The organism is Bifidobacterium sp. (assembly GCF_051876855.1).
In the GTDB taxonomy this organism is placed as follows: Bacteria; Actinomycetota; Actinomycetes; order Actinomycetales; family Bifidobacteriaceae; genus Bifidobacterium.
Genome location: NZ_JBJEIH010000035.1, coordinates 1 through 20,976 on the forward strand (window position 1 = coordinate 1; position 20,976 = coordinate 20,976).

Sequence of the window (20,976 nt, forward strand, 5' to 3'; positions counted from 1 at the left end):
CTCGTTGTGAGTGGTGACTCGCAATCGATGGTGTGGGGTGCTGTCCGATGGTTTGGTGTTGTCGCTCTTATCGTTCGTTGTGAGTGGCGGCTCGCAATCAGCAAGTGGAGTGGTTGCATCTGTAGTCGTTTGGTGCGCTCTTGTCGTTGGTTGTGAGTGGCTGCTCGCAATGTGGGCGTGTTGGGTCCCGTTCTGCTGCGGTTCTGCTTGTTCATGCTGTCGGTTGTGAGTAGCGGCACACAATCGGCTGTGTTCTTGTACTTCGAGTACGCGGAGGGCAGTAATCAAGGTGTTCGTTGTGAGTGGTGGCTCACAATATAGACGCAGCGGACCCCGTTCTGCGGCTGTTCTGTACGTCAATATCCTTGGTTGTGAGTGACGGTTCGCAACCAACGATGTGGAATCTCGTCAGGCTGTCGATTGTTGTCGCCGTGATCGTTGGTTGTGAGTAGCGGTTCGCAATCAGCAAGGAAAGCGTGCCATTGAACAGTTGCATCTGTAGTCGTTTGGTGCGCTCTTGTCGTTGGTTGTGAGTGGTGACTCACAACCAACAATGCTGGCCTGTCGCTCGGTGGCTGGTTGTTGTCGCTCGTGTCGTTGGTTGTGAGTGGCCGCTCACAACCAGTTGTGTTCCGGCGCGTCGGTGTGGGGAAAGCCATTGTCAGCGTGTTTTTTGTGAGTCCCGGCTCACAACGGACGTCTATCGGAGGCTGTCAGATCTCCGGCATGTCACCAGCGGAGACTCGACGGCTGCTAGCCGAATCTCTGAGACCGATATCAGGTCATTGCGAGGTGGATACCGGCAATGGGTATCGATAGATGCCACGCCGCACGCCACCCACCGCACGCCACCCACCGCACGCCGCCGCCCGCCTGCGACAATCAGGGAACGACCTCACTGTGGATAACTTCATCTTCTGACCACATTGCCTGTTACAGCTTCCGGCAGAACGCGCGACACACTAGCGTCGATCGTATGAGTATGAACACTGTTGAACATCGAAGATCGGGGCTGCTGACGCAGACGAACGGTCGTCGCGTCGAAACGACTCCGGTCCGACTGTTGCGTATCCAAGCTGAGACGCTGATCCGTTGTCGTGAACTCCAAGCGCGTGTCGCTTCCCCGCTGATTTTTGCGCTGAGCACCGCATTAAAATTGCTGTGCATCGATGTGCCGAATGATTTGAATCATGACGAGTTGGTCGTGGTCGCGGATTCACAGAAAACTCGCAGACGAATCGCGGGCGTCCGCTGCGTGTATTGGAGCTATCCCACGCGGCTGGTGCATCTTGAAGGTATTACGTGCGTCGCGCCGGATACGACGTGGCTGATGTATGCGCGTCGTTCGAGGCTGGAATCGTTGGTGTTGCTGGGCGATGCGTTCATGCGCAGGGATAGCGATCAACGGTGGATGACGTTGCGCGATTTTCGCGATTCGTGCCATGCGACGCATGAGCAGATTCGAAAAGCCAAGCGAAGAATGCCGGCGGGCACTGTGAATTCTCGCAGAGCCATGGTGCTGATGAGGGAGAATACTGATTCTGTTCGTGAAAGTGAGTTGCGGTTGACGCTGTTGTCCTATGGTTTGCCGATGCCGCAAGTCAATCCGCAGGTCGATATCAGGAACGATGCCGGGCAGGTGAACACGGGCGGACGTCGGCGATTCTTCCTCGACCTCGCATATTCGGAGTGCAAGGTCGCTGTGGAATACGACGGTAAACATCATGCGAGCAATTGGGAAGAGGATGTCCGCCGTCGTACGTTGCTCGAGGATGCTGGCTGGATGTGCGTGAGCGTCACCTGGAATGATATGCGCAGTGATGTTGAGCGGCGTGCGCTCGCTGTGAGTGTGGCGTCGCGCTTAGAACGACGGTCAGGGAGGAAACATGTCGTGACCGATCCGATTCCATTGCGGCGATTGGCTTCTCGCTTGCTGCGGATGGACAAAGAGGCCGATGGTCCTATGCCCAAGAAGGCTGGTGCGCACGGTTAATGGTGTGTTAATGGTGTAGTGCGGACAATTCGGTTGTTGTTGGATGACGGCAGTGCTGATGCTCGATTGCTGAGAGAAAACTGACGGTTTGCCGACGGTTGCTGACGGTTGCTGGCGGTTGCCAGCGGTGTTGACTTCGATTCCGCACTCGGTGTGGCGCGCGGGACGCGTGTTGGATGTATTGACCGGTGACGGGGCAGATCGCTGGTGTTGTGACGATAGTGACACGCCTGATGATTGCGCAATGTGTGCCAAATTTATGGTTGGATTGACGTCGGTCCGGCAGGAAGTCGTGCAAAGGAGCGCGGCTTCGCAATAATCGTGGGTGCGTGCTTGCGGCGTTGCGGTCGAAAAGTCGATGATGTCCCTTTGCTTCTCGGTTGCGCCGTAGATGTCGTCGTTGCGTGCAACGTTTTGGAATCCGATTGCGCCCGGACGGAATCATGCCCTCCGGGGCGGTATGTCGTTGCCGAGGTTGTCGCGATTTTCCCGGCGTGGTTACGGGCGTGGCGCAAACCGTGACTGTGTCAGAGGTCTGTTCCTGGGATTCTTGCGATTCGACGTCATTGTAGTTTCGTAGCCATCTGTGTTGCGCCGGTTTCCGCCGACCTTGCCGCGCGTCATGTACGCCGCGCCGCACGCCTCGTCGGCCTCCGCGACCATCAACGCGTCCAGCATCGGCTCCAGCATCCGCGAGAGCCGGTAACGCATCTCCTCCTGCCCGCGCGCGACCTGCAACAGCAGGTCCCGTGCCTGTCATCGTCCAATGATGCTAACGAATCTCTTGCGGTCATCGTCTGGTCCTTCCCGCCATCAATTTCACTTATCACTTATCCATCAACGGCGATACTAGGCGGTGACCCCTTTCAACACCCCGCAGGGAACGGGCTTCATACACCAGCCTCTGGGCATAACCGACCGGTGGTTCGACCTGCCCAGCGGTTTCGTTCGACTGTCAATGTGGCTTGACTAGCTTGACCGGCTTCTTGACTCTGCTCCCTTGATTGTGAGTGGCGACTCTCAATCATGCGGTAACAAGTCCGAATACGTCGTCACCCGTCCGTGTATCCCACTTGATTGTGAACGTCCACTCACAATCGCCCACAACAATCTTGGGTGGTGAAGGTATCGCTGTTTGCTTTGACGATGATTGTGAGCGCTGACTCACCTTGCGCACGCGAATGAGCGATTGCCAGCGATTGGTATGGCTTCTTCCCGTCTGATTGTGAGTTGTCACTCACATCTGTTCGTTTGTATCTCCCAGCTGGTAGCTGAAGCCGGCCGATGACTGGCAGCTGGTGACTGGCGATAGACGGCTAGTCGTGTAACTGCCGGCTGCTTGCTGCTGACGACTGGACGGTGACTGGCGAGAGCTGGCATCGTTGACATAGCGCGTTTGACGGGTCGTGAGCGCTGGCTCACAATCTGGCGCAGGAGCCGTGGCGATTGGCGACCGCAGGTGAGCCTGGAGCTTCGGTTGTGTTTGACGACTCACAATCAGACAGGGGAAAGATCGCGCTTGCCGCATGATAGTGGGAGAGGTTGCGCTTGACATCCAGATTTTGTGAGTGTGGACTCACAATCAGATCGGAGGAAGGCCAGCTCGCGGCCTAATGGAGCGGGATCACAGAAAATTGGGAGTGCCGATTCACAATCATGGTAGGGAAGCCACGTGTATCGGGTGCGGTACGCGATTGCATCGTTGGGTTGTGAGCGCTGGCTCACAATCAGGGCAGGGGGAGCCATGTGTATCGGGTGCGGTACGTGATTGCATCGTTGGGTTGTGAGTGCTGGCTCACAATCAGGGCAGGGGGAGCCACGTGTATCGGGTGCGGTACGCGATTGCATCGTTGGGTTGTGAGCGCTGGCTCACAATCAGGGCAGGGGGAGCCACGTGTATCGGGTGCGGTACGTGATTGCGGGGTTGGGTTGTGAGTACTGACTCACAATCAGCAAAGGGTGTGAACGTTCGGACGGGTCGGCGGACGATTTCCGCCTGTGCCTGTAAGGTGGATAAACGTGGCAGACTATGACTTTACGCAAGATTTGAACGAGACCAAGGCGAAATTCGACATGATCGCCAAGGCCATCGATATGGACGCCCTCGCCTCGTCAATCAAGGATCTCGAGGTGGAGGCGAGCGCGCCCGGCCTGTGGGACGACCAAGAACACGCTCAGCAAGTTACCAGCAAACTCTCGGCAGCGCAATCCCAACTGAAGCGTCTCAAGGACGCCCAACGGCGCATTGACGACGTCGAGACCCTGTACGAGCTCGGTTCCGAGGAAGACGACAAGGATTCCATGGACGAGGCCGTCAACAATCTCAAACAGCTCGATCAGGACCTCGTCGACATGGAAGTCCAGACCCTCATGGACGGCGAGTACGACGCACGTTCCGCCGTGGTCACCATTCGTTCCGGTGCCGGTGGCGTTGATGCCGCCGATTTCGCACAGATGCTGCTGCGTATGTACCTGCGCTGGGCGGAACGGCATAATTTCAAGACGAAGATGATGGACACGTCCTACGCCGAAGAGGCCGGCATCAAATCCGCCACATTCCAAGTCGATGCCCCGTACGCGTACGGCCGGCTGTCAGTCGAGGGCGGCACACATCGTCTGGTGCGCATTTCGCCGTTCGATAACCAGGGCCGTCGTCAGACATCCTTCGCCGCGGTCGAGGTGATTCCGCTCGTGGAATCCACCGATCACATCGATATTCCGGACTCCGATATCCGCGTCGACACCTTCCAGGCGTCGGGTCCTGGCGGCCAGGGCGTGAACACCACGTATTCCGCGGTGCGCATCACCCACTTGCCCACCGGTCTCGTGGTTTCCATGCAGGATGAACGCAGCCAGATCCAGAATCGTGCGGCCGCCATGGCGGTGCTCCAATCCCGCCTGCTGGTGCTGCGCCACGAAGAGGAAGCCAAGAAGAAGAAGGAACTCGCCGGCGATATCAAGGCCAGCTGGGGAGACCAGATGCGTTCCTATGTCTTGCATCCGTACCAGATGGTCAAGGATTTGCGTACCGGCTATGAGACTTCGCAGACTCAGGCCGTATTCGATGGAGATATTGACGGCTTCATCGAAGCAGGCATCCGTTGGCGTCACGACCAGCGCAAGCAGGCCGCCGAGGAAGCTGCCCAAGCCTAAGTCGACACAGTCCTAGGCGACGCAAGCCTAAATCGGAACAGACATTAGGCAACGCAAGCCAAGGGCGATGCAAGCCTTGAGACAACAACTGAATTCAACACTTGGTAACACTTGGTAACACTTGACAACGTGCCGCCTCGCATCCGCCTTGGGGCAGGGATTCGGGGCGCACGTCCGGTAATCGACACGGAAGACGGGAATCATGTCGCTGATAACGCTTGATGATGTTACAAAGATTTATCCGAAAGGCACACGGCCGGCACTGGATGACATCACGCTGCATATCGATCGTGGCGATTTCGTGTTTCTTGTGGGCGCGTCAGGTTCTGGCAAAACTACGCTGCTGAGCCTGCTGCTTCGCGAGGAGGAGGCGACCGACGGGGAGATTCGCGTCGCGGGCAACGACCTGCGTCGTCTGACGAATCGGCAGGTACCGCAATACCGCCGTTCCATCGGCTTCGTGTTCCAGGATTACAAGCTGTTGAACAACAAGACGGTCTGGCAGAACGTGGCGTTCGCCCTTGAGGTGATCGGCACGAGCCGTTCGACCATCAGGACGCTGGTACCCAAGGTGCTTCAGACGGTCGGGCTTTCCGGCAAGGAGAAGAACTATCCGCATGAGCTGTCCGGCGGCGAGCAGCAGCGCGTGGCGATTGCGCGCGCGTATGTGAACCACCCGCAGATTCTGCTGGCCGACGAGCCTACCGGCAACCTTGATCCGACGACGTCGCTCGGCATCATGGAAGTCCTGGATGCGATTAACCGCACCGGCACGACCATCGTGATGGCCACGCATAACGAGGAAATCGTCAACTCGATGCGCAAACGCGTCGTCGAATTGCACAACGGCAAGATTGTACGCGACGAGCAGCACGGTTCATATGATTCGGCCTTGTATTTCCCTGACCGTGATGTCGAATCGAAAGCTTCAAACGCTAACGCGGCGCGGACGTCTGCGGGCCAGGGCGGGGTGTCCGGACGGCAGGATGGAACAGCTGATGCAACAGCGGTCGGAGCCGGCGCTAACGATCCCGATGCGAAGTTCCGTCCTCAGCGTTCCGCGGCACAGCAGGTTTCGGCGACGCTCGATGTCGCCCAATCGTTGATGGCTTCGGAGAACGGCGATGAAGGTATCGCCCGTCTTGCCCACTCGGTTCATTCCGGGCGCACCGGCCGGTATGGCGAGGTTTTCCAGTCCGTGGAAACCACGATGACTTGGGGCAAGGGCTTGAGCGCAGAGGATATCGCCGCAAAGCGCGAGCATGAGGAAGCGTATGCCAAGCGGCACGGCACCAATGTCGAGACATCCCAGCCTCATAGCCGCGAAGGCCAGTCTTCGGATGAGCAGGCCGCACAACCGCAGCAGGGTGGTGCAGACGACAGCAGGGTGGCGCCTCCCGCTCCGCCGTCGCCTCCTGCCCCGCCGATGCCGCCAGCCGTTGATGGCGAAGCGACTGCCCAACGGGTACAAGAGACGCAAGAAGCGCAAAGCACGGGCGACGCACAAGACGCGAGCGACACACCGGACACGAGCAATACGGACGGGAAGGAAAGTCAACAGTCATGAGATTACGGTTCATTCTTTCCGAGACATGGACGAGCTTGCGGCGTAATGTGCCGATGATTCTTTCCGTCATGCTGGTCACGTTCATCTCCTTCCTGTTCATCGGGGCCTCCGTGCTGATGCAGGCGCAGATTACCAAGGCCAAAGGCGACTGGTACGACAAAGTCGAGGTCGTGGTCTGGCTATGCCCTGACGGCACAAGCCAGTCAGCGAACTGCTCGTCCGGCAAGGCTCCTACGGACAGCGAGATCGTGGATATCGAGAACAAGATTCAGGATGAGCTCGGATCCGTGGTCTCCAAAGTCACATATGTCAGCCGCGATGAGTTCTATAAGAACACCTTCCTCAAGCAGTACCCGAATGGCGTATATCAGGGGCGGACGCTGACCGCTGCGGATATGCAGGCTTCGTTGCGTCTCAAGCTTACGGATCCGACCAAATACCAGCAGGTTTCGGAAGTCCTCTCGGGGGTGAGCGGGGTCGAGGAAGTCCAGGATCAGCGGCAGATTTTCGATCCGGTGTTCAATGTGTTGAACAAGGCGACGGTGGTGACGGTGGTCCTCGCAGGTGTCATGATTGTGGTCGCCGTGCTGCTCACTGGCACGACCATACGTATGAGCGCCGCATCGAGGAAGAACGAGACCGAGATTATGCGGCTGGTCGGTGCGTCGAACTGGACGATTCGTCTGCCGTTCATCCTTGAAGGCATGACGGCGTCGATGCTTGGTTCGCTGCTGGCCGTCGGTGCATTGAGCGGGATTGTGCAGGTGTTCATCACCGACGGGATCGCGCAGACCGTTCAGTGGATGCCGTTCATCACTCAGAAAACCGTATGGCTTGCGGCGCCGGCGCTCGTCATCGGCGCGATGGTGTTGTCCGCGCTTTCGTCCGCCGTCTCGCTGCGACGGTACCTCAAAGTGTAAGCAAAGCGTGAGGTGTGTAAGGAGCGTGCTGGCGTGTCTGGGTGTCGCGAGAACTTGTCGCGGGCGTTGCTGGTGCTCCTCTCGCCGTCGCATATTCAAACGTATCCCGAATTTCGGTATTGCGATAGCCAGATGCATACGCAGATGGCAGATACGCGACGGGGGTATTCCCATTGACCATTGAGCATCGTTATGTACAATGTGCGATACACCACAAGAAAGGCTGTGATATGAAGCGCACGAAGAGGATCAACGCCATCGTGGGCGCACTGATCGCATCGCTCACTTTTATCGCCGCAGGCACTGCAAACATGATCGCGCCGCCGCAGCCGGCGCAGGCGGTCACGATGCAGCAGTACAAGGCAAAGCTCCAAAGCCAAAGTGATCTCAAAGCCAAACTGGCGGGTGTCAGCGCGCAGTTGGCGAATCAGATCCTGGAACTCAACGATTTGAACCAGAACCAGATCCCCGCCGCGCAACAGGCGTTGGAGGATGCGCAGAACAGCGCTGAACAGGCGCAATCTCAGGCGCAGGCCGCGCAGGAGAGGCTTGAGGCTGCCCAGCAGGACAAGGCCAACTTGCAGGAGCAGATCAAACAGACCGGCGCGAACTATGACGATGCGAAGGAAGCGGTCGCCCAGATGGCGCGTGAAAGTTTCCACGGCACCACCGCCTCGGAAGTGATGAACGTGGTGACCAATTCCACAACGACCGAGGATTTCGTCAACAAGATGCAGGCCGATGCCGCAGTCACGCGAACCGAAAGCAATGCCGCAAGCGACGCCGCGACGCAGCTGAGCACCGCGAAGAACCGCGAGCAGCGGCTTGCGGCAATCGAGGATGAAATCACCACGCTCAAGCAGAAGGCCGACACGCAGGCGGCCGCGGCCCAGAAAGCCGTGGAAACCGCCCAAGCCAAGCAATCCGAGCTGAATGACCTGTTGGCTAAGGGCAATGCCGAGCGTGCCTCGTTGGAAAGCCAAAAGAGCCAGCTGACTTCGCAATCGGCGAAGGAGGCTGCCGAGATCGTTGCGATGGAGTCGGAGATCACTTCGTGGTCGAGCAACTACTCGAATCAGCAGGCATCACCCTCAAGCGGAGGCGCGCAGTATACGGGTAAAAATACTTCATCCGGATCAAATAAGGGTGGGTCAAGTAGCTCAAGCGGATCCAGTAATTCGAGCGGATCGAGTTCGTCTAAGCCCAGCAATTCCGGAAGTAGCAGCAATTCGAGCAGTTCAGGCGGTTCGGGCGCATCCGGTATGAACTACAGCGTGCCGGGAAGTTGTCCTGCTGGCTCTTCATTCTGCTACGGGCATCGCACAGGCAACATCGGCAACGGCAACACTTATCCGGCGCGCAACTGCACCCTGTGGGCGTATATTCGCCGTTCGCAGTTGAGCTTGCCGGTGGGTTCGTATATGGGCAACGGCGCCGACTGGGCGGGTACCGCGCGTTCGCTGGGATATTTGGTGAACAACACGCCGCATGTCGGAGCGGTGATGGTATTCGCTCGCGGGCAGCGTGTGACACGTTGGTATGCGAATGCGGCGTATGGTCATGTCGCTGTAGTCGAGCGCGTGAACTCTGATGGTTCGGTGCTGGTTTCCGAAGGCGGCACCGGGTTCGCGACATTCCCTGCGTACGAGACGATTTCGAACGCTGGGAGCTATCAGTACATCCATTACTGAGTCGCGGTAGGCGCCGCTCGCCGGGTCGAGGTGAGGGTTGCGCTCTTGTCTTGGGGCGTGCTCTGTTTTGGGGTGCGCTCTATTGCGGGGTTGCTCTATTGCGGGGTTGCTCTTGCTTCGATCGCGCGTTTATTGCGGCGCTGCGCTCTTGCTTTGGATCGCGCTCTATTGCGGGGTTGCTCTTGCTTTGGGCTGCAGGCTATTACCTGGCTGTGTTTCTATCACCGGGTTGCGTTCCGTTGTTGTGGTTGCGCTCTTGCTTTGGGCTGTGCTCTCTTGCGGGGTCGCGCATTTATTGCGGCGTTGCGCACCGTAACCGGGTTGTGTTCCGTTTCGAGGTAGTGTCCCGTAACCGGGTTGCGCGGTTATTCGTCTCGGCCGACGACGCGTACCCAGCACCCCAGTGCTCAATTGCGGTTGATTGTGAGTGTCGACTCACAATCAACCGGTGCGATATTGTGATGCCGCGCACCTGCGGCGATGCTGATGCGTTGGTTGTGAGTGGCCGTTCACAATTGCGTAGCCCGATGCGGTCGAATAGTGCTAATGAACGCCGACCGTAAACTGGTTGTGAGTGCTGGCTCACAATCAACCGGGTGACGTGGTGATACTGCGCTTAAGCGGTTGCGATAATCCGTTGGTTGTGAGTGGTCGTTCACATTCGCACTCGTTGTGTGGCTGGTTGTGAGTGACGACTCACAACCAACACAGCGAAGTGCACGCATTGGGATGCTGACGCAGTCACGGCCGCTTGATTGTGAGTCGTGGCTCTCAATCTGGTTGATGAAATCTTGCGAAGACATGTGATTGGCACAGAAAAACACCCGTTGTGAGTGGTGGCTCTCAATCGACGTTTCTTATTGCCGCAGCATGAGGGAACTGATGCCACGCGTTGGCTTGTTGTGAGTGGTGACTCACAACCTCATGCGTGGTAGCGATGTGGGGAACGTTGTCGCGAATCGCCCTGTGCTGATTGTGAGTCGTGGTTCACAATCAAATGGCTTGGAAGCGATTGATGCGCGGAAAGAGGTGTTCGTGGGTGTTGGTTGTGAGTGGTGACTCACAACCAATGTGTTTGAGCGCTGGGTATGCGGGTGGGCGGTGCCATGTTGGCGGCTTGTTGTGAGTGGTGGCTCACAACGATTGTTGATGAGATGTCGGTTGACGGATATCGGCGGTCGCTTTGCCGTTGGTTGTGAGTGGTGACTCACAATCTGTCGATTAGGGCGATGCCAAGTGGTGATGCAGAGTGAAATAGTGGCACAAGACTAGTGATGTGGGAGATACGACGGGATATTACACAGGTCGGGTGAGACAGGGCTGCGGCTTGTTGGATATGGGTACAGCCAGTGGTGCGGCGGGTTGCGGAATTTGGCAGAGTGAGGATGCCGCGGGTCGCGTTGTCGCTTGTGACGAATCGTCGGACACGGCTACAGCGACCGGTGCGGTGTGCGAGATCTGGCAGAGTAGCGCGTGCCGTGCCGTCGGACATAGTGAAAACGAGCGGTTCGCCGAGTCGCGTGCGAAGCGTGACAATGCCAAGGGCGCTGCGCGGTATGGATTGGGCGCGCGGCTTCGTGTACAATGGTGGGTTCGACAGACAGCATGCGAGCACCGTTTTCGCTATCGCTGGCAGCAGTGCGATGAAAACGGTACGATTTCGCGCATCCGCACCCGCACTTGTGTACGTACTCGCGTAGATACGTATTTACATATTTGTGTATGTACGTACTCGCGTAAATATGTATTTACATACTAAGGTGGTTCACATGCTCGGCATGCCAGACGCATACCCGCGTACGTACGTGATTGCAAGACGATGCACCCGCGCGTCGCCAGGACGTTGGCAACGAGTGCGAACAGTGCGGAACCGCAGGAAATAAGGAACGAGGACGGAATGGCGAAAGAACAGGGGACTGTGATGATCGCGCAGAACCGAAAGGCGCGGCACGACTACAGTATCGAGGACACATACGAGGCAGGACTGGTACTCACGGGTACCGAAGTCAAGTCGCTGCGCGAGGGTCGCGCGTCGTTGGCTGAAGCGTTCGTCAGCATTGATCGGCGTGGTGAGATATGGCTCGAGGCCGCGAATATCCCGGAGTATCTCAACGGCACGTGGAACAATCACGCCCCGAAACGTAAGCGTAAATTGCTGCTGCACGCTGCGCAGATCGAGAAACTGCAGCGTCAGACCCAGGCGAAAGGCTATACGATCATCCCGCTGAGCCTGTACTTCAAGGACGGCAGGGTCAAGGCCGAAATTGCGCTCGCACGAGGCAAAAAGGAATACGACAAGCGTCAGGCTTTGCGTGAGGAGCAGGACAAGCGCGAGGCGTTGCGCATCATGCGCTACAAGAACAAGCAGGTGATTTGAGCGGCATGTCCCCATTAATCGGTGAGAGATGGTTGATGGGGCATGCGCGTTGATTCGCGCTCGGTTGAAGGATTGCCCTATTGACCGTTGAAAAGATGGGGGAGATTGCTTCATGCCGTGACATGGCTTTAATCGACCCGCTGACCTGTAAGAGAGATGGTTGATGGGGTAAGTGCGCGTTGATTGACGCTCGGTCGAAGGGTCGCTTTATCGACCTGCGGAAAAGATGAGGAAGATTGCTTTCGAGCGGGACGTGGCAATAATCGTTTCATTGGCTAGGAAAAGATGCTTGTGGTTGATGACGCAGAATGCCGGGGATGCCCCCAATGCAACCGGCTCACGGCAGCAACGTGACACTTGCGCCCATCACGTAGGATGAGACCGAGCCGGATGCCACAATATCGCCGGTCCGCGGTAGCCACGTGACACCGTCGTCCACAATCGTGCCCGCATATCGAGACCTCTCGCTGCAAGCCTACGCCGTCCGGCTACGGTGAAGTGTAACGTCGCCGTAGCATGGCGGGCTTATTCTGCGGCTATCGGCGAGGACGGGGCATCCGCCCGGGTGCCCACGCCGACGGGCGCGGTCGCTAGGCTCTTGCGTCCGGAACAGAGAGAGGGTTCAGTCATGTCAACCATGTCTTATTTCCGCCACACCGGCAGCCACCACGGGACCCACCCCGCAAACCAAACCACAAACCTGCTGAAACGTTTCGGTGCCGCCGCCTGCTGTGTTGCCATGCTCGTCGGCGCCGCGGCATGCGGCACGAGCGATGCTACGGATGCGAAATCTGGCTCCGGCTCGTCGTCAAGCTCGTCCACGACCGGGTATGACGTCTCTGGTGTGAAGAAGGACGCCTCGATTGCGGCGCTGCTTCCGGATTCGGTGACCAAGGATGGCAAGTTCACCGTCGGCATGGATACGTCATACGCGCCGGCCGAGTTCCTTGCTGAGGATGGCAAGACTCCGGTCGGATATGACGTTGACATCGTCAAGGCGATGGCGAATATCTTCGGTTTGAAGGCTGACCCGGTGACCGCGAATTTCGATTCGATCATCCCGTCGGTCGGCAGCAAGTACGATATCGGCGTGTCGTCGTTCACGGTGACGAACGAGCGTCTTGATTCCGTTGATTTCGTGACGTTCTACAAGGCGGGTTCCACCTGGGTGACCAAGAAGGGCAACCCTGAGAAGGTGGATACTTCGGACCTGTGCGGCAAGAAGATCGCAGTGCAGACCGGTACCACGCAGGAAGAGTCGGTCGCCGAGATCTCCAAGCAGTGCAAGGCGAATGGCAAGCAGCCGGTGGATGTGCTTTCGAGCAAGTTGCAGACCGATGTGACGACGAATGTGGTGACCGGCAAGGCGGTAGCGTTCTATGCGGACACCCCGGTTGCCGGCTATGCGATCTCGCAGACCGGCGACCAGCTCGCCACGCTCGGTGACGATGAGGGTGTCGCCCCGGAGGGTGCAGCCATCAAGAAGGGTGATTCCGCCACCGACGAGGCGGTGCAGAAGGCTCTGCAGAAGCTCATGGATGACGGTACGTACGGGAAGATCCTCAAGCATTGGGGCGCCGAGGGCGGTGCCGTGACCAAGGCGGAGATCAACCCGAAGGTCGAGGACTGAGCCGCGCGTCTTGTCTGCGCGTCTTGTCCGCGCGTGTTGCTGCGTGCCCGCAAGGTATCCATGGTATGCCGGTCATGTCGCGGATGACGCCTGTTACGTCCCGACACGACCGGCGTGTCTTTTTTGTGCCGCAGTCTGCGGCATAGTATATTATGCGAAGCAATGCATAGATATGCATGATGGAATGGCAGACAGCTTGACCGCATGCATGAAGAGAGGAACATATGTCATTCAAGGCTTTCAAGACCGCGCTCGCCTGCACGCTGAGCGCCGCCATGTTGCTCGGTGCCGCCGCATGTGGCACTACCGATGAAGCGACGTCCGGCTCCGGTTCGTCGTCGAGTTCGTCCACGTCCGGCTACGATGTCTCCGGCATCAAGAAAGACGCGTCCATCGCCGCCATGCTGCCTGATTCGGTGACCAAGGACGGCAAGCTCACCGTCGGCATGGAGCTCACGTACGCTCCGGCTGAATTCCTCAAGGAAGACGGCAAGACCCCGGTCGGCTACGACGTCGACCTGTCCAACGCGCTGGGAAAGGTGTTCGGCCTGGACACTCAGATCGTCTCCGCTTCCTTCGATTCGATTGTCCCGTCGGTCGGCAGCAAGTACGATCTTGGCATCACCTCGCTGACCATCACCAAGGAGCGTATGGACGCGGTCAACTTCGTCAGCTACTACAAGGCGGGCGCCACATGGGTGGTCAAGAAGGGCAACCCGCAGAAGGTGGATACCTCCGACCTGTGCGGCATGAAGATCGCCGTGCAGACCGGTACGGTTGAGGAGGAGGACGCCAACAAGGCGGCCAAGCAGTGCAAGGCTGACGGCAAGAAGGCCATCGAGGTGCTCTCCAGCAAGCTGCAGACCGATGCGGCGACCAATGTGGTGACCGGCAAGGCTGACGTCTTCTATGCGGATTCTCCGGTCGCGGGTTATGCGATTTCCCAGACCGACGGCCAGCTTCAAGCGCTCGGCAAGGATGAAGGCTCGGTCAAGCAGGGCATCGCCATCGCTAAGAATGACGACCAGACCGCCAAGGCCGTGCAGAAGGCTGTGCAGAAGCTCATGGATGACGGTACGTACATGAAGATTTTGAAGCACTGGGGCGTACAGTCCGGCGCTTTGAGCGAGGCGGAAATCAACCCGACCGAGCTCAGCTGACACCACCGGACGCGAGAACACAGATACGCCCGCCGGTTACGCGACACAAGCCGCAGAGCCGGCGGGCGCACCGTTTCCCGATGTGATGGATATCGGCCGTGGCGAGTGCTATGACCAGGTGACATCGCTGTTGTGATATTGGGATACGGACATTATCTTGACTGTGTCGCCGGGCGTGGCGACAATAAAGTTCACAAGGTGTTCACGCTGATGGTGTGAACTGGGCAACGAACCGACAACAGGAGATGGCGCAAACCATGGCGAAGAAACAAGTCGACGGCGAAGGTCTGGACATACCCGACCGCATCCACGCGTTGCCCGTGAAGCGTACCGGCCCGGTGGTCGCCGCTGTGATCGTGGCGCTGCTTGCGGCGATGCTCGTGCAGGGGCTGATCACCAACCCGCGGTTCGAGTGGAACATCGTATGGAAATACCTGTTCAACGAGAACGTGCTCGAAGGCATCGGTTATACCCTGCTGCTCACGGTGATTTCCATGGTCGTCGCAATCATCCTGTCGGTGATTCTGGCGATTATGCGCAAGTCCATCAACCCGGTGCTGCGCGGGGTCAGCTGGTTCTTCATCTGGTTCTTCCGCGGCACACCTGTGTACACGCAGCTCGTGTTCTGGGGCCTGTTCTCCGTGCTGGTGCCCAAGCTGTCGCTCGGCATCCCGTTCACGTCGGTGACCTTCTGGAGCATCGACTCGTCCACGATCATCACCGCGTTCAACGCGGCGTGGATTGGACTCGCGCTCAACGAGGCGGCCTACTTGTCCGAAATCGTACGTGCCGGTCTTGAAGCCGTGGACCCGGGGCAAACCGAAGCGGCGAAGGCGCTCGGCATGAAACGCTCGTTGATTATGCGGCGCATCATCCTGCCGCAAGCTATGCGCATCATCATCCCGCCGACCGGCAATGAGACCATCGGCATGCTCAAGACCACGTCGTTGGTACTCGCCGTGCCGTTCACGCTGGAACTCCAGTTCGCCACCAACGCCATTGCGAACCGCATCTACAAGCCGATTCCGTTGCTTCTGGTCGCCTGCATCTGGTACCTGCTGATTACTTCCATCCTCATGGTCATCCAGTCCCGTCTCGAAAAGCATTTCGGCAAGGGCTTCGAAGCCCGATCCATCGTGGCCGAAGATAATGGCGATCAGCAGCTGGACGGCCCGGTCGCCGTCAGTGAGACGAAGAAAGACCGCATCGCCCGCGGCAACAACGTGAAGATGATCGGGCTCAACGCGTGAGCGTGAGGGAGGAAACAGACATGAGCGACCAGACAGCAACCGATACCGCGTTCCCGCAGCAGACCTCTTCACAGCAACACGACGAGTCGGCGACGCAACACACCACGCCGGCGGTCGAGGCGATTGGTGTGCACAAGGCTTTCGGACACCTCCACGTGCTCAAAGGCATCGACATGACCGTCATGCCGGGCACCGTGACGGTGATTCTCGGTCCGTCCGGCTCGGGCAAGTCGACCTTCCTGCGGCTGATCAACCAGCTGGAGACCCTGACCGGCGGCGAAATCCGCGTGGACGGCGAGATGATTGGCTTCAAGAAAGTCGAGCATAAGGGCCAAGAGGTGCTCCAGACCCTGAACGACAAGGAGATTGCGGCCCAGCGCTCCAAACTTGGCATGGTCTTCCAGCGGTTCAACCTCTTCCCGCATATGACGGCGTTGGAAAACGTCATGGAAGCACCGGTCCATGTGAAGCATATGGACAAGAGCGAGGCGCGTGAGCTGGCGGTTGCCGAGTTGCAGCGCGTCGGACTCGGCCAGCGGCTTGACTATTACCCGTCCCAGTTGTCCGGCGGCCAGCAGCAGCGTGTGGCCATCGCCCGTGCGCTCGCGATGAAGCCTGAAATCATGCTCTTCGACGAGCCGACATCCGCGCTTGACCCCGAATTGGTGGGCGAGGTGCTGAGCGTCATGCGCCAGCTCGCCGACGAAGGCATGACCATGATTGTGGTCACCCATGAGATCGGGTTCGCCCGTGAGGTCGCCGACCAGGTGGTGTTCATGGACGGCGGCGTGGTGGTTGAGCATGGCGGTCCTGAAATTATTGACCATCCGAGTGAGCCGCGCTTCAAGGATTTCCTGCAGCACGTGCTGTGATACGAGTTGTCGCGAAGGAAAGATATGCAAATGGTTCATGGCAATGGTTCATGGCGTCATGGTGGTCGTGCTGCATTGGCGATGTACCTTGCGATTGCCGTTGGCGTTTGCGGGCTGTCTACAGGAATCACTGATAGCCGGTGCGATGATGCGTTTTTGACGTCGGCTTCCGTGAGCGTTGGCGTCTTGTTGGGCGAATGCCCCAAGTGGTTTCCATGGTGCATGGTCTAACGCAAGCCAGCTGATACAAACCAGCTAGCACAAAGGGCGGGACTGCGGGCGTTGAGCGTCGTATGCTTGGAAACTTGCTGGACGAAACGGATTCATGGAACGAAACGTGAGTACTCAGTCGGCGTGTTGCAGCGGCGATTGAGCATTCACATAACCGTGGTCCTGCGGATGCAATGGAATGCGCGCGTAGAGCGTCCACGTCTCGTCCTCGCTGTTGAATCGCAGCTCGCCGCCAAGCGATTCGATGATGCCGCGGTGGAGCACCAAACCACTTTGGGATTGTGGCAGAGCGCCGTCATGGCTGGCCGAAGCCTGGGCAACTTTTGGCGACTGCCGGTCTGTGCCCCGCCCACGTGTGCTCTTGGGTGTCAGCGCGTTCGTCTGCATGAGTGACATGTTGTCGTCATCGTAGGCGATGGTGAGCATCGGCGCGCTATCCGGGGATGCGTGCCGCAGCAGATTCGTGAAGATCTCGCCGATGAGCGTCACCGCCTCGTCGCCGGACTGTACACAGACGGGCGACGATATTTGCCCTGAAGTGTGTACATCGACATGCATATGATGCGGAGCCAGCAGATGCTGTCCCTGTTCGATGGCGATGCCGATGCGTGACGGCAGCGGAAGGCCGCGCGAATCGTCAGTTTGGTCGTTGCGAGGCTGTTCATCTGCGGAGTTCATGGTTCTGATTACCGAGCGGATACTCGCCAGAGCGCTTTCGCTGAGTTGCCGTACAGTCTGCCAATCCCCGTCAGACGCGTGTACCGCATTGCCAGCCGTGTCCAACGTGTCAATATGCTGCTGCGCGAGCAAGAAGATACTCGACAGATTAGCGGTGACCGCATCATGCGTCATCTGCGCGAACTTTGTGACTTCCTGCTGATGGGCCTGTTGTGTTCGCAGGAGTTCCAGCTCGGCATCGCGGTGCCGTTGCTGATCATCGATGGCAATGGTGCGAATGGATGCGCAAATCGCGTACGTGACGATATACAACGCGAGCAATACGAACAGGGAGAGCGCGTCTGCCTGGTCAAGTGTCGTAGCGGGGCTGAAAATCAGCAATAATGTCGCAACCGATACGATCAGACTCCAGATTGACCACCGGGTGGGTACCGAATATGCGAGTGTACCGACGGCAAGTGGCGTGAGCATGTAGATAATCGAACCGGCTTCCGATAATGACAGGCCGGGAGTGAAAATCAGCAGTACCGTCATGGCGAATGAGACCAAGGACGCTGGCACAGGCACGTAGGCGATGCCCAGTGGGCAGCAGCAGGCGATAACGCAAACCACCCATTGCACGGGGGTCTTCGCGGGGAAGAATGCCAGCACCGCAATCATCAGTATCATGGTCACCAAGCACAGGGCGACATGCAGTCGATGATGGTGGAATCGCTGCAGAATTACGGCTTTGATGGTGTCCATGACTGTCGCCATAGACGAGCTGCTCACAGTCCGATGGTTTTCGTCCATAACGCCACCGCCTCCCGTTTGTTGGTCACGCCCATCTTGCGCGACGCGCGTGTGATGTAGGTGTTGATGGTCGACGGGCTAACGTCGAGCACCTGCGCGATATCGGCGTTGCTATATCCGTGCGAACACATGGTGAGCACCTGCTTTTCCTGCTGACTCAGCGAGAGGATGTACGGCAGGCCTTCCTGCCGGATGCGCAGATGCGCCCGCCCCGGTGCCTCGAAGGGCGGTCGGACGGCGAGAGCGCCGGTGTCCGCGACCTCCATGATGATGCTTTTGAGGGCCGACAGCTCGTTCTTGCCGATAACCGCCTGCATGCCGGCGTCGGCGGCATCATGGTAGAACTGGGTCGGCTCGTATGAAGTGATGCCGAGTATCGGCATCGTGCCGTTGGTGTAGCGGATGGCTCGGCTCATATCGACGCCCGACAGGCCGCGCATCGAGATGTCGGTGATGAACAGGTCCGGCAGATCGCGGATGCCGGATTCGCATTGTCGGTAGTGGTCGAAGGCGTCCGAGCCGTTATATTCGGTCCAGGTGATGGCGACGCGCGGCCACGCGGACATGATCTCGCGCAGCATCTTCAGCGCCAGGATGTCGTTGTCGACGAGCACGACCTGCACGGTGCCCGTCGTCTGGTCGCTGCCGGTCGCGGATGGTGTCTGCTGTTGGCTCATGGTGGTGCCTGGCTCCGTGCTTGTTCGAATACGGTATTCATACACCAGCATAGCTCTGTGTCGGTGCCGCCGGATTGGCGTCAACAATGGGTTTCACGGAAACCGTTCCGCAGGATATTCCAAAAACAGCGCCAATATGTGAGACGCGCAATCATGATTTGCTTGGGAGATGAGGCGCCGTATCGGCGGAAAGTCAACGAAAAATGGGTAATCGTGCCGCAAAGTCATGTTTGGCGTGAGTGCCAGTATCGCAATCGTGTAGGTATTTGCACGACAAGGATTTGCCTGCGGATTCCTCCCCACCGATAATGGCAACGTTTCGATTCTGCACGAAGGAGCACAGAATGCGGCTGCATCACTATAAAACCGGTACAAACCGGAACGTTGGCCGCAACACTGTGTCCGTCTCCGTGACTGTCCTGCTCGCGCTCGTCATGCTGGCGGCCGGCGTGTGCGGCGGGTTCCTGCTCACCCGTGAGCCCGAACCCGCCGCGTTCGAGTCGACTACGCGCGTGGGCACACTCGCCGTGCAATCGGAACTATATGATGACGAGCGTTCCGTCACCGTCACGGTGGAACGCAGTGAATCCGGTTCCGTAGCCGCTCCGGTTGGGGGAGTGGTTACGGAGTTGAGACAGTGCGCGGCCGGAAGCAACATCGAATCAGGCTCCGCGTTCATTGCCATTGACGGACAACCCCAACTCGCCCTGTATCTCAGGACTCCACCGTATCGGACGATGACCAGTGGCATGAAGGGCGGTGATATCGCGGCGCTCAATGCGGAGCTCAGACGGCTCGGATATGCGGCTCCGGATTCGGACGTGATGACGTGGGATACGGTGAAAGCTTTCAATGCGCTTGCCACAACCGCCGGGACGCAGGGAACCACGCAAGAGCGCCAGTGGAGCATCGATACGTCGTTGTTCGCATGGTTGCCCCAACAGCAGGTGACTGTCAAGGAGTGCCAAGCCCGATATGGCGGGCAGGTCGAGCAGGGAGCCGATGTGCTGACGACTACCAGCCAACCGGTCCGTGCGACGTTCCGACGCAATGATTCCTCGATGGTGCAAGGTGATCGGGTCATGGAAGTCAACGGTGCGACGTTCACCATCACCGATCAGACAGCAGACAGCACTGACGCCTCCCTGCTCTCAGCCATCGGTGCGAGCAACGAATACCGTGCCGCCCAACAGCCGACAGCCTCCGGGCAGGCTTCCGATACCGGAGGGGCCCAAAGCGACACGGGACAAGACACCGCTCCGAACACCATCAACGTTACATATCGCTGGAAGCTCGCCAAAGCGCTGAACGTGGTCTCGGTGCCGCCGGCGGCGATGTACGATGTCTCTGCGGATTCGGCATGCGTGGTTTCGCACGGCAAGCCGGTCGCCGTCCATGTGGTCGCCTCCCAGCTTGGCAAATCGATGGTCAGCGTGGAATCCGGCGCATCCCTGACTTCCGTCGACGTTCCCGCCAGCACAGGCAAGGCGTGCCGATGAGCGGGCAAGAACAGCTCGAGCCCATGCAGTCCACAATCACAGGATTGGCGGGAACCAGTACGGTTCAGGACGATTCCTGTGATGAGCAGTCTGCCCATGTCCAGCTCGACGATGTCGGGCACAGTTTCGACGGGGACGACTGGCTGTTCAGACATATCACCATGACGCTGTATCCCCGGCGCGTCTATGCGTTGGTCGGTCCTTCCGGCTCGGGCAAATCCACGCTGTTGTCCATTGTCGCAGGCTGGCAGCAGCCAGCGCAGGGCAAGGTCATACGCGCCTCATGCGGTCGGGTGTGCTGGGTATTGCAGAATCCTCACGGGGTGGCGCGCAGAAAGGTCGTCGACCATGTGGCACTGCCCTATATTTCTCGCGGGGAACGCAGAAACGAAGCCGAAGAGCACGCTTTGGCACTGTTACGCGTGTTCGGACTTGACCATCTTGCCGCCAAACAGTTCCGTGACCTGTCCGGTGGCGAGGCTCAGC

14 protein-coding genes are annotated in these 20,976 nt (G+C 58.4%); 12 read left to right on the top strand and 2 right to left on the bottom strand.

The annotated features are described in order from the left end of the window. Positions 1-982: 982 nt before the first annotated feature. The 10 genes from ACI38B_RS02635 to ACI38B_RS02680 all read left to right on the top strand — a co-directional run bounded on the left by ACI38B_RS02635 (position 983) and on the right by ACI38B_RS02680 (position 16,613). Positions 983-1,993: a DUF559 domain-containing protein gene (locus ACI38B_RS02635; RefSeq protein WP_439729411.1), complete on the top strand. Its 1,011-nt coding sequence runs from the start codon at positions 983-985 to the stop codon at positions 1,991-1,993. A gap of 2,019 nt (positions 1,994-4,012) precedes the next feature. After that, on the top strand, positions 4,013-5,146 hold the full coding sequence (gene prfB / locus ACI38B_RS02640) for a peptide chain release factor 2 (protein WP_015450794.1): 1,134 nt from the start codon (positions 4,013-4,015) through the stop codon (positions 5,144-5,146). Between the two features lie 202 nt (positions 5,147-5,348). Next, positions 5,349-6,713, top strand: a complete 1,365-nt coding sequence (ftsE, locus tag ACI38B_RS02645) for a cell division ATP-binding protein FtsE (protein WP_439729412.1) — start codon at positions 5,349-5,351, stop codon at positions 6,711-6,713. Then, positions 6,710-7,633 (top strand): permease-like cell division protein FtsX, encoded by a 924-nt coding sequence (gene ftsX, locus ACI38B_RS02650; RefSeq protein ID WP_439729413.1) that lies wholly within the window; start codon positions 6,710-6,712, stop codon positions 7,631-7,633. The genes ftsE and ftsX overlap by 4 nt, the downstream gene beginning before the upstream one ends. 230 nt (positions 7,634-7,863) lie before the next feature. Next, positions 7,864-9,324, top strand: a complete 1,461-nt coding sequence (locus ACI38B_RS02655; RefSeq protein ID WP_439729414.1) for a CHAP domain-containing protein — start codon at positions 7,864-7,866, stop codon at positions 9,322-9,324. A gap of 1,897 nt (positions 9,325-11,221) precedes the next feature. Beyond that, positions 11,222-11,701, top strand: coding sequence for an SsrA-binding protein SmpB (smpB, locus tag ACI38B_RS02660; protein ID WP_439729415.1), 480 nt, complete (start codon positions 11,222-11,224; stop codon positions 11,699-11,701). Positions 11,702-12,440: 739 nt separating this feature from the next. Beyond that, complete coding sequence (locus ACI38B_RS02665; RefSeq protein ID WP_439729437.1) at positions 12,441-13,331, top strand: ABC transporter substrate-binding protein; 891 nt, start codon at positions 12,441-12,443, stop codon at positions 13,329-13,331. 224 nt (positions 13,332-13,555) lie between these two features. Continuing rightward, positions 13,556-14,491 (top strand): ABC transporter substrate-binding protein, encoded by a 936-nt coding sequence (locus ACI38B_RS02670; RefSeq protein WP_439729416.1) that lies wholly within the window; start codon positions 13,556-13,558, stop codon positions 14,489-14,491. Between the two features lie 257 nt (positions 14,492-14,748). Beyond that, complete coding sequence (locus tag ACI38B_RS02675) at positions 14,749-15,741, top strand: amino acid ABC transporter permease (RefSeq protein WP_439729417.1); 993 nt, start codon at positions 14,749-14,751, stop codon at positions 15,739-15,741. 20 nt (positions 15,742-15,761) lie between these two features. After that, positions 15,762-16,613 (top strand): amino acid ABC transporter ATP-binding protein, encoded by an 852-nt coding sequence (locus ACI38B_RS02680; RefSeq protein WP_318249755.1) that lies wholly within the window; start codon positions 15,762-15,764, stop codon positions 16,611-16,613. A gap of 345 nt (positions 16,614-16,958) precedes the next feature. On the opposite strand, the gene ACI38B_RS02685 is transcribed toward ACI38B_RS02680, so the two are convergent. Both ACI38B_RS02685 and ACI38B_RS02690 read right to left on the bottom strand, forming a co-directional pair. After that, a complete protein-coding gene (locus ACI38B_RS02685) occupies positions 16,959-18,266 on the bottom strand; it encodes a hypothetical protein (protein WP_439729418.1) in 1,308 nt (435 codons plus the stop codon). 23 nt (positions 18,267-18,289) lie between these two features. Further along, complete coding sequence (locus ACI38B_RS02690; RefSeq protein WP_240932123.1) at positions 18,290-18,991, bottom strand: response regulator transcription factor; 702 nt, start codon at positions 18,989-18,991, stop codon at positions 18,290-18,292. A 344-nt stretch (positions 18,992-19,335) separates the two neighbouring features. Between ACI38B_RS02690 and ACI38B_RS02695 the strand changes: the two genes are divergently transcribed. Further along, positions 19,336-20,490, top strand: a complete 1,155-nt coding sequence (locus ACI38B_RS02695) for a hypothetical protein (RefSeq protein WP_439729420.1) — start codon at positions 19,336-19,338, stop codon at positions 20,488-20,490. Further along, a partial coding sequence (locus ACI38B_RS02700) for an ATP-binding cassette domain-containing protein (RefSeq protein ID WP_439729421.1) occupies positions 20,487-20,976 on the top strand: 490 nt, incomplete at its 3' end. The genes ACI38B_RS02695 and ACI38B_RS02700, both read left to right, overlap by 4 nt.

Excerpts from the sequence above, each read along its gene's own strand:
- ACI38B_RS02635 (WP_439729411.1), top strand. The coding sequence starts at position 983 with ATGAACACTGTTGAACATCGAAGATCGGGGCTGCTGACGCAGACGAAC.
- ftsE (WP_439729412.1), top strand. The coding sequence starts at position 5,349 with ATGTCGCTGATAACGCTTGATGATGTTACAAAGATTTATCCGAAAGGC.
- ftsX (WP_439729413.1), top strand. The coding sequence starts at position 6,710 with ATGAGATTACGGTTCATTCTTTCCGAGACATGGACGAGCTTGCGGCGT.
- ACI38B_RS02655 (WP_439729414.1), top strand. The coding sequence starts at position 7,864 with ATGAAGCGCACGAAGAGGATCAACGCCATCGTGGGCGCACTGATCGCA.
- smpB (WP_439729415.1), top strand. The coding sequence starts at position 11,222 with ATGGCGAAAGAACAGGGGACTGTGATGATCGCGCAGAACCGAAAGGCG.
- ACI38B_RS02665 (WP_439729437.1), top strand. The coding sequence starts at position 12,441 with ATGCTCGTCGGCGCCGCGGCATGCGGCACGAGCGATGCTACGGATGCG.
- ACI38B_RS02670 (WP_439729416.1), top strand. The coding sequence starts at position 13,556 with ATGTCATTCAAGGCTTTCAAGACCGCGCTCGCCTGCACGCTGAGCGCC.
- ACI38B_RS02675 (WP_439729417.1), top strand. The coding sequence starts at position 14,749 with ATGGCGAAGAAACAAGTCGACGGCGAAGGTCTGGACATACCCGACCGC.
- ACI38B_RS02680 (WP_318249755.1), top strand. The coding sequence starts at position 15,762 with ATGAGCGACCAGACAGCAACCGATACCGCGTTCCCGCAGCAGACCTCT.
- ACI38B_RS02685 (WP_439729418.1), bottom strand. The coding sequence starts at position 18,266 with ATGGACACCATCAAAGCCGTAATTCTGCAGCGATTCCACCATCATCGA.
- ACI38B_RS02690 (WP_240932123.1), bottom strand. The coding sequence starts at position 18,991 with ATGAGCCAACAGCAGACACCATCCGCGACCGGCAGCGACCAGACGACG.
- ACI38B_RS02695 (WP_439729420.1), top strand. The coding sequence starts at position 19,336 with ATGCGGCTGCATCACTATAAAACCGGTACAAACCGGAACGTTGGCCGC.